This is a genomic window from Ruminococcus callidus ATCC 27760, from assembly GCF_000468015.1.
Taxonomy (GTDB): domain Bacteria; phylum Bacillota; class Clostridia; order Oscillospirales; family Ruminococcaceae; genus Ruminococcus_C; species Ruminococcus_C callidus.
Genome location: NZ_KI260329.1, coordinates 5,048 through 18,034, shown reverse-complemented (window position 1 = coordinate 18,034; position 12,987 = coordinate 5,048). Strand labels below are relative to the sequence as shown.

The window sequence follows — 12,987 nt, the reverse complement described above, 5'->3', positions numbered from 1 at the left end:
CTGCATAAAGCCCGCCTGACGGCTTTGTACGCAAGCTTTATTCAGTGTTTCCCTGATGCGAAAGGAGTTTTACTGATGCAATCCAAAAAAACACCATTTTCCAAACGCATGTTCTATGTGATATTTCCCTTTGTGCTGCCGCTGTGCCTGATCGCACTGGGCATTCTGCTACAGGTCAACGAGAAACTGGTGAACGGTATCTTCACCACGCTGGGCATTCTCATTGCCGTGATCGGGTTGATCGAAGTGGTAGTGTATGCTTCCCGCCGCCAGTGTCAGCCCCCGCAGCCCGCTAAGACACTGACGACCGGCATCATTCTGCTGATTCTCGGTGCCCTGCTCATTATCCTGCCGTTTACCATCAACAAGCTGATCCCGATCATTCTGGGCATCTGCGTACTGTGCAACGGCATTTCCGGTATCGTCAACACAATGGAATTCCGCAAAGCGGACACCAACATTGTGGCTTCCATGCTCTTTGCAGTCACCAACTGCCTGCTGGGAATTTTCATTCTGATCTATGTGATCTTCATCAACCAGAACACCGGCTGGAACATCATTGGCATTCTGATGATTATCAGCGGCGTGCTGCGAATGATCAACGAAATCGTTGCACGGCTGGCTCCCAAGTACTCCGGCAACGTAGTGGAAACCAGCTTTACAAAAACCACTATCACTGATGCAGATACAGATGCCGCAGGAGAAGCCCCGCAGTCACCGGAAGAACAGTAAGGAGCGTATGCCATTCATGTTGAAAGCAAATTATCACACCCATACTGCCCGCTGCAAGCATGCATGGGGCGAAGACAAGGAGTATGTGGAACAGGCAATTCAGGCGGGCATGGAAGTGCTGGGATTTTCTGACCACTGTCCGTGGATCTTTCCGCCGGACTATGTTTCCCACACCCGCATGGAACCAAAAGAACTGGACGGCTACTTCACCTCGCTGGAAAACCTGAAGCGGGAATATGCCAAGGATATTACCATTTACATCGGCTTTGAGTCAGAATATATTCCGGAACTGATGGAAGAACAGGACCGGCTGCTGAAGGATTATCCCGTGGATTACATGCTGCTGGGAGAACACTTCACTGCCAGCGAAGTCACCGGTCCCTATACTGGTCATGAAACAAAATCCGAGGCGGATTTGCAGCGGTATGTAGACCTTGTCATTGAGGGCATGGAAACCGGAAAATATGCCTATGTGGCTCACCCCGACCTGATCCACTACATCGGCTCGGACGAGATCTACGAACGACACATGCTCCGGCTCTGCCAGTATCTGAAAGCACACGACATTCCGGTGGAGATCAACCTGCTGGGCGTTGTGGAACACCGGCACTACACCTCCGGCAGATTTCTCCGCATCGCACAGAAAGCGGGAAATTCTGCGATCATCGGCTGCGATGCCCACACGCCTGACCGGCTTTCCAACGTCGCATATATACAGAATTGTCTGGACTTGGCAAAAATGTATGACTTACCGGTTGTGGACTTTCTGCCGGATTTCATGGCAAAAGCGTAAAATTTCTACACAGCAGGAAAAAGCGTTGACTTTTCCTGCAAAATGTGCTATACTAAGGGTATTCGAAAAGAATATCATCACTGTAAAATGGGGCACACCACCGAAAAGGTGTGTGCCCTTTTTTTGTGCAATTTTATGGTAAAATGTAGAAAAGGAGTGTATGCCATGCAGGTAAACGGTGTTTCGATCCCTCTGGAAAAACCGCAGACATTACTGGAATTTCTGAACGAGAAGGGGTACAATCTCCACCGCATTGCCGTGGAACGCAACGAGAAAATCGAGGCAAAAGAAGACTATGCCACGATCCTTCTCCAAGACAGCGACGTGATTGAAATCGTCAGCTTTATGGGCGGCGGTGCATGCTGACCGCAAATATGTGATGTTGTGATAGAAAGGAAGATTCTTATGGAAACGATCAAAAATGATACTTTTGTACTGGGTGGAAAGGAATTCCACTCCCGCTTTATTCTCGGCTCGGGCAAGTTCTCCCAGCAGCTGATCCGTGATGTCATGGAGTACGGCGGCAGCGAAATTGCCACCATTGCTCTGCGGCGTGCCAATGCCGACAGTCCGGAAAATATTCTGGATTACCTGCCGAAAAACCTGACACTGCTGCCCAACACTTCCGGTGCTAGAAACGCAGACGAAGCGGTTCGCATTGCCCGTCTTTCCCGTGCACTGGGCTGCGGCGATTTTGTAAAAGTGGAAGTGATTCCCGATACGAAGTACCTGCTCCCCGACAATGCCGAAACCATTCGGGCAACAGAAATTTTGTCCAAAGAGGGCTTCCACGTATTGCCGTACATGTACCCTGATCTGATCGCGGCACGCCGTCTGGCAGATGCCGGAGCTGCTGCGATCATGCCGCTGGGTGCTCCTATTGGCAGCAACAAGGGACTGCGTACCAAGGACTTCATCCAAATCCTCATTGACGAGATCGACCTGCCGATCATTGTAGATGCCGGCATTGGTGCTCCTTCGCAGGCTTGCGAAGCTATGGAAATGGGTGCCGCTGCGGTCATGGCAAACACTGCTGTGGCAACCGCTGACAACTGCCCCATGATGGCACACGCGTTCAAGCTGGCAATTGAGGCTGGACGTGCGGCATATCTGGCAAAGCTAGGCCGAGTGCTGGAATCCGGTGCAGAGGCTTCCAGCCCGCTGACCGGCTTTTTACAGGATTAAGGAGGAAGCGGAATGCGTAAGATTTATGACCCTATGGAATATCAGCCCAACATGCAGCAAATCGATTCTGACATTTTTGACCATGTGATCGCTGCCAGAACGGCATATCAGCCGGAACAGTATACAGCCAAGCAGGTACAGGCGGCATTGAGAAAAGATGTGCTGTCTTTCGAGGATTTTGCGGCACTGCTCTCCCCTGCGGCACAGCCTTTTCTGGAACAAATGGCTCGGCGGGCAAAGGAAGAACGGGAAAAGCACTTCGGCAACAATGTGCTGCTGTTCACACCGCTGTACATCTCCAACTACTGCGAAAACCAGTGCATTTACTGCGGCTTCAACTGCAAGAATCCCATTACCCGCTGCAAGCTGAATGCAGCGGAAATCGAAGCGGAAATGGAGAACATCGCCAAAACCGGCATGCGGGAGGTACTGCTGCTCACCGGTGAAAGCCGTTCTGTTTCCGGTCCGGAATACATTGCGGAAGCTGTCCGCATTGCCAAGAAATATTTCTCCACGATCGGACTGGAAGTGTACCCCATGAATGCTGACGAATACGCGATGCTGCGGGAAGCAGGGGCAGATTTCGTCACCGTTTTTCAGGAAACCTACGACTTGCAGCGGTACGGTGAAATGCATGTTGCCGGTGCCAAGCGTTGTTTCCCCTACCGCGTCAATGCACAGGAACGTGCACTGATGGGCGGCATGCGTGGTGTCGGCTTCGGCGTACTGCTGGGGCTGGCGGATTTCCGCAAGGACATGTTCGCCGCCGGTGTGCATGCGGCACTGCTGCAAAAGAAGTATCCGCAGGGTGAAATGGCACTCTCTTTCCCGCGGCTGCGTCCCTATAAAAACCACGAGGAAACCAACCCCAACGACGTGCACGAAACACAGCTGCTGCAAATGATGCTGGCCTGCCGCATTTTCCTGCCCTTTGCCAGCTTCACCATTTCCACGCGGGAACGTGCCGACTTCCGTGACCATGTGCTGCCGCTGGCTGCCACCAAGATCTCCGCAGGAGTCAATGTGGGAATCGGCGGACACAACGAAGAACATCAGCAGAAAGGCGATGCCCAGTTTGAGATCTCCGACCCCAGAAGTCTGGAGGAAATCCACAACGCCATTCTGGCACAGGGCATGCAGCCGGTCTATACCGACTACATCAACACTAATATCTTATGATGATCTGCGTTACCAATCGAAAACTCTGCCGCGGCGATTTTCTGGAACGAATCAAGCAGCTTGCCGCCGGCGGGGCTGATGCGATCTTACTACGGGAAAAAGATTTGTCCGTTCCGGAATATGCAGCACTTGCCAAACAGTGTCTGGCGATTTGTCAGGCATATCATACGCCGCTGTGGCTGAACAGTTTCCGGGAAGTCGTCGGAGCATTGCAGCTGCCGGTACAGCTGCCCATGCCGATTCTGCGTACTCTTACCAAATCCCAGAGAGCACGGCTTCCGGCAATCGGGGCTTCGGTACACAGTCCGGAAGAAGCGGTGCTTGCGGAAAAACTGGGGGCAAGCTGGCTGATTGCAGGACACATTTTTGCAACTGCCTGCAAGCCGGATCTGCCGCCGCGAGGGCTGGACTTTCTCCGGAATGTTTGCAGTAGTGTTTCTATTCCGGTCTATGCGATCGGCGGCATTACACCGGAACGGCTGCCCGCTATTACGCAAGCTGGTGCTGCCGGCTGCTGTGTGATGTCGCAGATGATGCAGTGTCCGGACGTGCCCGCAGAATTTCAAAACTGGAGGAAACGGATTTGAAAGCAAAAACAATCAAAAGCCCTCTGTTGATTGACACGATACAACGCTATCTCTTATTCATTATCGGACTATTTTTCAGTGCCCTGGGAGTTGCCATTACCAAAAAAGGCGAACTGGGCGTTTCCCCGATCTCCTCGGTGGCGAATGTGCTGAGCATTCGGCTGCCGCAGCTGTCGCTGGGCTACTGGCTCATCATCTGGAACTGTGTGCTGATTCTGGGGCAAATTTTACTGCTGCGGCGAAAGTTCCAATGGCTCCAGCTGCTGCAAGTGCCGCTGTCCTTTCTGTTTGGCTGGTTTACGGATTTCGGTGTCTGGCTGATTTCCTTTTTCACGCCGAAGCACTACGTGGTACAGATTTTGCTGGTACTGGCAGGAACTGTAGTTCTCGGATTCGGCATTACGCTGGCGGTCATTGCAAATGTGATTCTGAATTCCGGAGAGGCATTTGTCAAAGCGTTATCGGATACCATTCACAAGGAATTCGGCAATGTGAAAATTGCCTTTGACATCAGCTGTGTTGTAGTGGCAGTGATTCTCTCGTTCCTGTTTTTCCATAAGCTGGTGGGAACGCGGGAAGGTACAGTCATTGCAGCTTTCTGTACAGGGTTCGTAGTGAAATTCTTCAGCAAGTACATTACCGCACCGCTGGAGCGATTTTTGAAAAAAAATATCGGAGAATAAGCTGACATCTATATAAGGAAACGCCTGTCTGACCATTGAGATCAGACAGGCGTTTTCTGTTTATAAAAGATGTCACTCAATCTTGTTTGACTGAGCCGGCAGAAACCTCACCTTTTCAGATTCCCTGCGGAACATTGGTGATTTCCTTGCCGCTTGCATCATAAAATCTCGGCTTGGCAGTGCCCTTGACGCAGTCAGCATCTACCACGATTTTCTTGACGTTCTCCACGGAAGGTGTGGTATACATGGTATCCATCAGCGTTCCCTCCATGATCGAACGCAGACCACGGGCACCAGTCTTTCTGGCAATTGCCTCTGCTGCAATCGCGTTCAGGGCATCGTCCGTCAGTTCCAGTTCAATGTCGTCGAAGTCGAACAGCTTCTGATACTGCTTGACCAGAGCGTTTTTCGGCTCTGTCAGGATTCGGATCAGGGCTTCTTCGTCCAGATCGTCCAGTGTGGTGATGACCGGCAGACGGCCAACCAGTTCCGGAACCAATCCGAACTTCATCAGATCCTGCGGTGTTACCTGACGGAAAATATTGACCAGATCTTTCTTCTGCTGCACAATGGGAGCATCAAAGCCCAGTGCTGCCGGAGCCATACGCTTCTGGATCAGCTTTTCCAGACCGTCGAACGCACCGCCGCAGATAAACAGGATATTGTGGGTATCCACGTGGATAAATTCCTGATTGGGGTGCTTTCTGCCGCCCTGCGGCGGCACGTTGGAAACGGTTCCCTCGATGATCTTCAGCAGAGCCTGCTGTACGCCCTCTCCGCTGACATCTCTGGTCAGAGAAACGTTTTCCGACTTTCTGGAGATCTTATCGATCTCGTCAATGTAGATGATACCGCGTTCCGCAGCTTCCACATCGAAATCAGCAGCTTGCAGCAAACGCTGGAGCACGTTTTCCACATCGTCGCCTACGTAACCGGCTTCGGTAATGGTAGTAGCGTCTGCAATGGCAAACGGCACGTCCAGAATCTTTGCCAGCGTCTGTGCCAGATAAGTCTTACCTACACCAGTGGGGCCCAGCAGCAGGACGTTGCTCTTTTGCAGTTCCACATCTCGTGCGGACTCGTCCTTGGACTGGTTGAGGATTCGCTTATAGTGGTTATACACCGACACTGCCAGCGTGATCTTTGCCAGATCCTGACCGACGACGTACTCGTCCAGCACCTTTTTGATCTCTGCCGGTTTCAGCAGGTGGATCTCTGCCGGCTTTTTGGAAGATTTCTTCTTATCCTTTGCGGAATCCGGCGTGCCGACGGGACCATAGAGCATTTCATAGCAATAAGTCACGCACTCACTACAGATATTTACATCTGCGGCGGAGATCATGCCTTCTACCAGATGCTCCGGCTTACCGCAAAAGTTGCATCGTTTTTCCTTTTTCTCGTCCATTTCAGCACCTCTTTTTATCTGTGTGCGATGACCTTATCGATCAGACCATATTCCTTTGCTTCCGGTGCATACATATAGTTATCGCGTTCGGTATCTCTTTCGATCACTTCCAGCGGCTTTCCGGTGTTTTCTGCCAGAATTTCGTTCATCTTCTTCCGAACCCGTACCAAATGGTCGGAAGCGATCTTAATATCGGTGCACTGACCGGACAGACCGCCGGAAATCAGCGGCTGGTGGATCATGATCTCGCTGTTCGGCAGAGCGATACGCTTTCCCTTTGCACCGGAAGACAGCAGGAATGCACCCATAGAAGCAGCCATACCGATGCAAATGGTAGAAACATCGCACTTGATATACTGCATGGTGTCGTAGATTGCCATGCCGGCAGTGATAGAACCGCCAGGGCTGTTGATGTACAGAGAAATATCCTTCTCATTGTCCTGTCCTTCCAGATACAGCAGCTGTGCAACTACCAGGCTGGCAGTTGCATCGTTGACCTGATCGGACAGCATGATGATACGATCATTCAGCAGGCGGGAAAAAATATCATAGGAACGTTCACCGCGGCTGGTCTGTTCTACAACGTAAGGTACTAAACTACTCATGTTCATCTTCCTTTCCAAATCGACACATTTCGAAAAATGTCCACATATTACAGAGGGCGAACTAAGTCGTTCGCCCGTCTGTTTTTTCACTTCTATTTCGGCAAAAATGCCAGTGTGTACTTATTCTTCCGTTGCTGCAGTTTCTTCTGCCGGAGCTTCTTCGGTTTCTTCCGGAGCGTCTGTTGCAACAGCTGCTTCCTTGACCAGTTCCATCGCCTTGGTTGCCAGCATGTCTTCCCGCAGGTCTTCCAGATAGATCCGCTTCTTGACATCTTCTGCAGTCAAGTTGTTTTCTTCTGCCAGACGATTTACTTCTGCTTCCAGATCTTCGTCAGAAACTTCCAGCTTTTCCAGTTCTGCAACCTTTTCCAGAGCCAGACGCAGCTTTACTTCGTTTTCTGCACGTTCCAGATAAGTTTCCTTCAGTGCGTCCTGTGTCATGCCAGTGTACTGGAGGTACAGATCCATAGAGATGCCCTGTGCCTTCAGCTGGTTTGCAAACTGGTTCATCAGGCTGTCTGCACGATGTTCAAACATGCAGTGCGGAATCGGATCGGTTACCTTTTCGATCAGCTTCAGGGTAACTGCATTTTCGAAAGAGTTGGAAGCTGCGTTTTCTGCATTTTCTTCCAGCTTCTTGCGAACGTCAGCCTTCAGTTCGTCAACAGTATCGAAATCAGAAGTGTCCTTTACGAACTCATCGTCCAGTTCCGGCAGTTCTTCGTGAGAAATGCTGTTGATAGAGCAGTGGAATACAGCTTCCTTGCCTGCATATTCGTCCATCTGGTAATCTTCCGGGAAAGTTACGGTAACATCGAAGTTTTCGCCGATGTTGTGACCTGCAACCTGTTCCTCAAAGCCCGGAATGAACTGACCGCTGCCCAGCTTCAGCTGATAGTTTTCGCCCTTGCCGCCGTCGAATGCTTCGTCGCCGAAGAAGCCCTCAAAGTTCAGGTTTACTTCGTCGCCCATTTCCGCTGCACGGTCATCTACAGATACCACGCGTGCATTTCTCTGACGCATGGATTCGATCTGCTGATCTACGTCTTCGTCAGCGATTTCCTTGACAACCTTCGGAGCCTCGATGCCCTTATAGCCTTCCAGAGAGATCTCCGGCTTGGTAACGCAGATGACCTTCATGGTAACGCCGTCTTCCTTGCTGACAGCAGTTACTTCTACCTTCGGGGTATCTACCACATTCAGCTTGTTGTCCACGATCAGAGCCGGCAGTTCCATATTCAGCAGAGCGTTGATCGCATCTTCATAGAATACGTTTTCGCCATAAGTTCTCTCGCACATTTTCCGCGGTACCTTGCCCTTACGGAAGCCCGGCATAGAGATATTCTTCTTCTGACGCTGATAAGCAGCTTCTACTGCCTTTTCAAAGCTTTCTGCATCGATTTCAACGACCAGTTCGGTCATGTTTACATCTGTCTTGTTTGATGATTTCAGATTCATGTTTGAGTCCTCCAATAATGTATTGCAATTCCCTTGAAGCGTGCCCTCTGATGATCGGGGCTCACTCTGCATCAGGGTATCTTTTCATGCAAAATGCATACAAATTTATTATAGCATACTTGTCCTGTTTTGACCAGTATATTTTGAACACTTCTCCATTTTATACAATTCAGAAAATCTGTTCCGGCACAAATTGTAGATAATCACTAGAAATCATTCGCATTTCTGTGCCTTCATACATCCCCTGAAATGCATGGTTATGCCCGCTTTTTCCGTGCACATGGCCATAATAGCACTTCCGGATCTGATACTTGTGCAGCACTTCCAGAATCTCGTAGTTCATCGACGTTCCGTAGATCGGCGGATAGTGCAGGAACACAATGGGTTCCAGTCCTGCGTCCACAGCCGACTGAATGGAAACCTGAAGCCGCTGCACTTCTCTTGCCAGAATTTTGGCATCGGCAGCTTCTCCCTGCATGCTCACCCAGCCGCGGGTGCCGCAGATCCCGTACTGTCCGAAGGCATAGTGGTTGTTGTGCAGGATATGCAGCGTATTGAATCCGTGTGCCGTGAAAAAGTCGTCCATTTTCTTTTTCGAAGCCCACCAGTAGTCGTGGTTGCCTTTCAGCAGAATCTTCTGCCCCGGCAGATTCTGCACAAATGCGAAGTCTGCCTCCGCCTGTGCCAGTGTCATGCCCCATGAGAAATCTCCTGCCAGCACAACAGTATCCTCCGGTGCGATCCGTTCCAGCCAGTTTTGTTCCAGCAGCTTCTGGTAATCCTTCCAGCCGCCGAAAATGTCCATGGGCTTGTCCGGTACACCAAAAGAGAGGTGCAGGTCACCTATGGTAAATAACCGCATGCAACCCCCGTTCAGGACAGGTGCAGTTCCTGCAATACGAACTGCTGCATTTCCGATTTATCAATGCTGCCCTCAAAACGGCGGGGCTTGGTCTTCAGTGCAGCCAGCGACTGCGGGATCTCCATTTTCGAAGCCTCATGCAGCAGCTCTACCATATCATATTCATCAACATCGTCTGCCGGCTTCTTGCCCAGTGCGTCCAGAACGCTTGCACTGAACTTGAACGGGCTTGCAGTAGATGCGATCAGAGTCTTGGTGGTATCGCCGGTTTCCTTGCGGTAGTCCTCATATACCTTGACAGCAACTGCGGTGTGGGTATCGCAGGTATAGCCGTACTTCTTGTACAGTTCTGCAATCGTTGCCTTGGTTTCGGCATCGTCACAGAAGCCGCCGTAGAACTGTTCTGTCAGCTTTGCCTTTACCGCATCAGTTACCTCATAGGTACCCTGTTCTGCCAGAGCAGTGAACCATTCCCGAATCTGGGCATCATCTTCACCGGTCAGCAGGTACAGCAGACGCTCCAGATTGCTGGAGATCAGAATGTCCATAGACGGCGATGCGGTGGGATAGAACTGACGGTTCCGGTTGTATACGCCGGTGCGGATAAAGTCTGTCAGAACCTTATTGATATTGGACGCACAGATCAGCTTGCCGAGGGGTACGCCCATCATCTTGGCATAGTAAGCTGCCAGAATGTTACCGAAATTACCGGTCGGCACCACAACGTTCAGCAGGTCACCGTATGCGATCTGTCCGGATTCTGCCAGAGAAACATAAGAGGAAACATAGTACACGATCTGCGGTACCAGTCTGCCCCAGTTAATGGAGTTCGCACTGGAGAATGTCATACCGCCCTGTTCCAGTGCTTCCAGCACCTTGTGGTCGGTGAAGATCTTCTTGACACCACTCTGGCAGTCGTCGAAGTTGCCCTTTACGGCACAAACTGTAACGTTCTCGCCTTCCTGTGTCACCATCTGCCTCTTCTGCATGTCGCTGACACCTTCTACCGGATAGAAGACCATGATCTCGGTGCCCGGAACGTCCTTGAAGCCCTCCAGTGCAGCCTTACCGGTATCACCGGAAGTTGCCACCAGAATGACTACCTTCTTGTCCATGTGCAGCTTCTTCACAGCAGTTGTCAGGAAGTACGGCAGGATCTGCAGAGCCATATCCTTGAATGCACAAGTCGGACCATGCCACAGTTCCAGCATGTAGGTTCCCTCGAACAGGTGTGCGATCTCTGCAATGTTCTCGGTGTCAAATGCCTTGGTTGTGTAAGCACTCTCTGTGCAGTAACGCAGTTCGGCATCGGTGTAATCTGTCAGATACTTGGAAAACACAAATGCTGCCCGCTGTGCATAATTCATGCCAGCCAGCGATTTCAGTTCGTCCATAGAGATCGACGGAATGGTTTCCGGTACAAACAGACCGCCTTCTTCCGAAATTCCCTTTGCGATTGCAGCGGCACTCTCTACCCGAATGCTGCTGTTTCTGGTGCTCTTGTAAAACACTGTTACCACCCTTTTCCCGGCAGAATACCTGCCTAAAATATAAAATCACTGCCCGTCGTATCAAATGCGTTTTCCAGATAATCCACCGACAGGATCTGCTTTCCCTGCATCACCACGCAGGCAATATCAAACCGCGGCTGCAACTCTGTGGGGTGTTCTGCACACCACACGGCTGCTGTCTGGATCAAACGAGCCTGTTTTTTTGCTGTAACATCATCGAATCCGGAAGTCAGGCTGTTCGGCTTGCGGGTCTTTACCTCCACAAACGCCAGATACTCCCCGTTTTCCGCAATGATGTCGATCTCGCCGCCGCGGACGCAGAAATTCCGCCGGACAATGGAATAGCCCTGCTGTTCCAGCTGCCGGCAAACTGCGGTTTCCCCCAGACGGCCAATCTCAGTTGTTTTCATTTTCATGTTTCTGATATAACTTCCGCAAAAAACTGGGCCGATGTGCCGGACATGGTCCATACTGTAAGATTGCCTCACAGTGTGCCTTGGTGCCATAGCCCTTATGCTTCGCAAACCCATACTGCGGATATTGTTCATCTAATGCATACAGCGTCCGATCTCTGGACACCTTTGCCAGAATCGAAGCCGCCGCAATGGACGCCGACGTGGCATCTCCTTTGACTACGGTTTCCGCCGGCATTGTCAGCTGCGGCAGACGATTGCCGTCCACCAGTACCAGCTGCGGCTGCACCGAAAGTCCAGCCACTGCCCGCTGCATTGCCAGCATGGTGGCACCGAGAATGTTCAGTTCCTCGATCTCCGCTACAGTTGCAGATGCCACGCAGTACGCCAGACAAGCGGACTGCACCTCTGCAAAGAGAGATTCCCGCTTTTTTTCTGTCATCTTCTTGCTGTCATTCAGCCCTGCGATCAGTGGCTTGGAAGGATCCAGTATTACCGCCGCCGCATAGACATCTCCTGCGAGAGGACCTCTGCCAGCTTCATCGACACCGCAGAGCAGCAAGCCACTGCCCCGTTTTTCCGCGTCCCACGCGTACAGTTCCTCGGTGGACTTTTTCGGTGCAGCCTTTGCCATTACAGTGCCTCCTGTTCCGGCAGCTCCAGCGTGATTCTGCCCAGCTTGCCGCTGCGGAACTCGTCCAGCAGTGTGATCGCAGCACGCTCGGTGTTTACCTCGCCGCCGGAGATCAGCATGCCCCGTTTCCGTCCCAGCAGTTCCAGCATGGCAAAACCATCTTCCTGTATTGCCTGCAGGTCGGTCATGCGGTAGCGTTCTTCCAGTGCCTTGGGATAAGACACCGCTAACCGCTGCAGCAGCAGGCATGCCAGTGCTTCCAGATCCATGACATCGTCATTGATCGCACCGGTAAACGCCAGCTTCTGTGCCACAGTCTGGTCATCGAATTTCGGCCAGAGCACGCCCGGCATATCCAGCAGTTCCATGTTGCTGCCGATTTTCACCCACTGTTTGGTACGGGTCACGCCGGGACGGTCTTCCACCTTCGCCCGCTTGGACTGTGCCATGCGGTTGATAAAGGAGGACTTGCCCACATTCGGGATTCCCACCACCATTAAGCGAATGGGGGCACCGGTCATGCCGTGAGCCGCCCGCTTTTCCAGCAGTGCCGGCAGAAGCTGTTCCCGCACTGCCGGTGCAAAATTGGAAACGCCCTTTCCGCTGCGGCAGTCCATGCCAAGAGCCACAAAACCCTGTTTCCGGTAGGCTGCGATCCAGCGGGAAGTTGCTGACGGGTCTGCCATATCTGCCTTGTTCAGCAGCAACAGGCGTGGCTTGCTGCCCACCATGCTGTCCATTTCCGGATTGCGGCTGCTCTGCGGAACACGTGCGTCCAGAATTTCCACCACAGCATCTACCAGCGACAGATTCGCCGCGATCATACGCCGTGTTTTTGTCATATGTCCCGGAAACCATTGGATATTCCGCATCAGTTCTTCTGCCATGCCTGCCGCCTTTCCCGATGGAAACACTGCATAAAGCCCGCCTGGCGGCTTTG

General features: G+C 51.7%; 15 protein-coding genes. 7 read left to right on the top strand and 8 right to left on the bottom strand.

The window, feature by feature from the left end; all coding sequences use genetic code 11:
• Window positions 1–75 precede the first annotated feature (75 nt).
• From RUMCAL_RS03185 to RUMCAL_RS03155, 7 genes are all read left to right on the top strand, one after another.
• Window positions 76–732 carry a DUF308 domain-containing protein gene (locus tag RUMCAL_RS03185; RefSeq protein WP_040646756.1) on the top strand — a complete coding sequence of 219 codons (657 nt, stop codon included), beginning with the start codon at window positions 76–78 and terminating at the stop codon, window positions 730–732.
• A gap of 16 nt (window positions 733–748) precedes the next feature.
• Window positions 749–1,525 carry a histidinol-phosphatase gene (locus RUMCAL_RS03180; RefSeq protein WP_242823484.1) on the top strand — a complete coding sequence of 259 codons (777 nt, stop codon included), beginning with the start codon at window positions 749–751 and terminating at the stop codon, window positions 1,523–1,525.
• A 165-nt stretch (window positions 1,526–1,690) separates the two neighbouring features.
• Window positions 1,691–1,891 carry a sulfur carrier protein ThiS gene (gene thiS / locus RUMCAL_RS03175; RefSeq protein ID WP_040646754.1) on the top strand — a complete coding sequence of 67 codons (201 nt, stop codon included), beginning with the start codon at window positions 1,691–1,693 and terminating at the stop codon, window positions 1,889–1,891.
• 39 nt (window positions 1,892–1,930) lie between these two features.
• On the top strand, window positions 1,931–2,710 hold the full coding sequence (locus RUMCAL_RS03170) for a thiazole synthase (protein ID WP_040646751.1): 780 nt from the start codon (window positions 1,931–1,933) through the stop codon (window positions 2,708–2,710).
• A gap of 12 nt (window positions 2,711–2,722) precedes the next feature.
• Complete coding sequence (gene thiH / locus RUMCAL_RS03165; RefSeq protein ID WP_021681059.1) at window positions 2,723–3,889, top strand: 2-iminoacetate synthase ThiH; 1,167 nt, start codon at window positions 2,723–2,725, stop codon at window positions 3,887–3,889.
• A complete protein-coding gene (locus RUMCAL_RS03160; RefSeq protein WP_021681058.1) occupies window positions 3,886–4,476 on the top strand; it encodes a thiamine phosphate synthase in 591 nt (196 codons plus the stop codon). The genes thiH and RUMCAL_RS03160 overlap by 4 nt, the downstream gene beginning before the upstream one ends.
• On the top strand, window positions 4,473–5,159 hold the full coding sequence (locus RUMCAL_RS03155) for a YczE/YyaS/YitT family protein (protein WP_021681057.1): 687 nt from the start codon (window positions 4,473–4,475) through the stop codon (window positions 5,157–5,159). Before RUMCAL_RS03160 ends, RUMCAL_RS03155 begins: the two co-directional genes overlap by 4 nt.
• 115 nt (window positions 5,160–5,274) lie before the next feature.
• On the opposite strand, the gene clpX is transcribed toward RUMCAL_RS03155, so the two are convergent.
• The 8 genes from clpX to ylqF form a co-directional block, all read right to left on the bottom strand.
• Window positions 5,275–6,564: an ATP-dependent Clp protease ATP-binding subunit ClpX gene (clpX, locus tag RUMCAL_RS03150; RefSeq protein ID WP_021681056.1), complete on the bottom strand. Its 1,290-nt coding sequence runs from the start codon at window positions 6,562–6,564 to the stop codon at window positions 5,275–5,277.
• Window positions 6,565–6,578: 14 nt separating this feature from the next.
• Entirely contained in the window at window positions 6,579–7,169 is a 591-nt protein-coding gene (gene clpP / locus RUMCAL_RS03145) for an ATP-dependent Clp endopeptidase proteolytic subunit ClpP (protein ID WP_040646749.1), read from the bottom strand.
• Window positions 7,170–7,289: 120 nt separating this feature from the next.
• On the bottom strand, window positions 7,290–8,627 hold the full coding sequence (gene tig / locus RUMCAL_RS03140) for a trigger factor (RefSeq protein WP_040646748.1): 1,338 nt from the start codon (window positions 8,625–8,627) through the stop codon (window positions 7,290–7,292).
• A gap of 169 nt (window positions 8,628–8,796) precedes the next feature.
• Entirely contained in the window at window positions 8,797–9,489 is a 693-nt protein-coding gene (locus RUMCAL_RS03135; protein ID WP_021681053.1) for a metallophosphoesterase, read from the bottom strand.
• A gap of 11 nt (window positions 9,490–9,500) precedes the next feature.
• Window positions 9,501–11,000 carry a threonine synthase gene (gene thrC, locus RUMCAL_RS03130; protein ID WP_021681052.1) on the bottom strand — a complete coding sequence of 500 codons (1,500 nt, stop codon included), beginning with the start codon at window positions 10,998–11,000 and terminating at the stop codon, window positions 9,501–9,503.
• Between the two features lie 32 nt (window positions 11,001–11,032).
• A complete protein-coding gene (locus RUMCAL_RS03125; RefSeq protein WP_021681051.1) occupies window positions 11,033–11,416 on the bottom strand; it encodes a YraN family protein in 384 nt (127 codons plus the stop codon).
• On the bottom strand, window positions 11,397–12,047 hold the full coding sequence (rnhB, locus tag RUMCAL_RS03120) for a ribonuclease HII (protein WP_021681050.1): 651 nt from the start codon (window positions 12,045–12,047) through the stop codon (window positions 11,397–11,399). The genes RUMCAL_RS03125 and rnhB overlap by 20 nt, the downstream gene beginning before the upstream one ends.
• A complete protein-coding gene (gene ylqF / locus RUMCAL_RS03115) occupies window positions 12,047–12,919 on the bottom strand; it encodes a ribosome biogenesis GTPase YlqF (RefSeq protein WP_370743203.1) in 873 nt (290 codons plus the stop codon). Before ylqF ends, rnhB begins: the two co-directional genes overlap by 1 nt.
• Between the last annotated feature and the right edge of the window lie 68 nt (window positions 12,920–12,987).

What these genes read in the sequence shown, in the direction of transcription:
- RUMCAL_RS03185 (WP_040646756.1), top strand. Translation starts at nt 76, where the DNA reads ATGCAATCCAAAAAAACACCATTTTCCAAACGCATGTTCTATGTGATA.
- RUMCAL_RS03180 (WP_242823484.1), top strand. Translation starts at nt 749, where the DNA reads ATGTTGAAAGCAAATTATCACACCCATACTGCCCGCTGCAAGCATGCA.
- thiS (WP_040646754.1), top strand. Translation starts at nt 1,691, where the DNA reads ATGCAGGTAAACGGTGTTTCGATCCCTCTGGAAAAACCGCAGACATTA.
- RUMCAL_RS03170 (WP_040646751.1), top strand. Translation starts at nt 1,931, where the DNA reads ATGGAAACGATCAAAAATGATACTTTTGTACTGGGTGGAAAGGAATTC.
- thiH (WP_021681059.1), top strand. Translation starts at nt 2,723, where the DNA reads ATGCGTAAGATTTATGACCCTATGGAATATCAGCCCAACATGCAGCAA.
- RUMCAL_RS03160 (WP_021681058.1), top strand. Translation starts at nt 3,886, where the DNA reads ATGATGATCTGCGTTACCAATCGAAAACTCTGCCGCGGCGATTTTCTG.
- clpX (WP_021681056.1), bottom strand. Translation starts at nt 6,564, where the DNA reads ATGGACGAGAAAAAGGAAAAACGATGCAACTTTTGCGGTAAGCCGGAG.
- clpP (WP_040646749.1), bottom strand. Translation starts at nt 7,169, where the DNA reads ATGAGTAGTTTAGTACCTTACGTTGTAGAACAGACCAGCCGCGGTGAA.
- tig (WP_040646748.1), bottom strand. Translation starts at nt 8,627, where the DNA reads ATGAATCTGAAATCATCAAACAAGACAGATGTAAACATGACCGAACTG.
- RUMCAL_RS03135 (WP_021681053.1), bottom strand. Translation starts at nt 9,489, where the DNA reads ATGCGGTTATTTACCATAGGTGACCTGCACCTCTCTTTTGGTGTACCG.
- RUMCAL_RS03125 (WP_021681051.1), bottom strand. Translation starts at nt 11,416, where the DNA reads ATGAAAATGAAAACAACTGAGATTGGCCGTCTGGGGGAAACCGCAGTT.
- rnhB (WP_021681050.1), bottom strand. Translation starts at nt 12,047, where the DNA reads ATGGCAAAGGCTGCACCGAAAAAGTCCACCGAGGAACTGTACGCGTGG.
- ylqF (WP_370743203.1), bottom strand. Translation starts at nt 12,919, where the DNA reads ATGCGGAATATCCAATGGTTTCCGGGACATATGACAAAAACACGGCGT.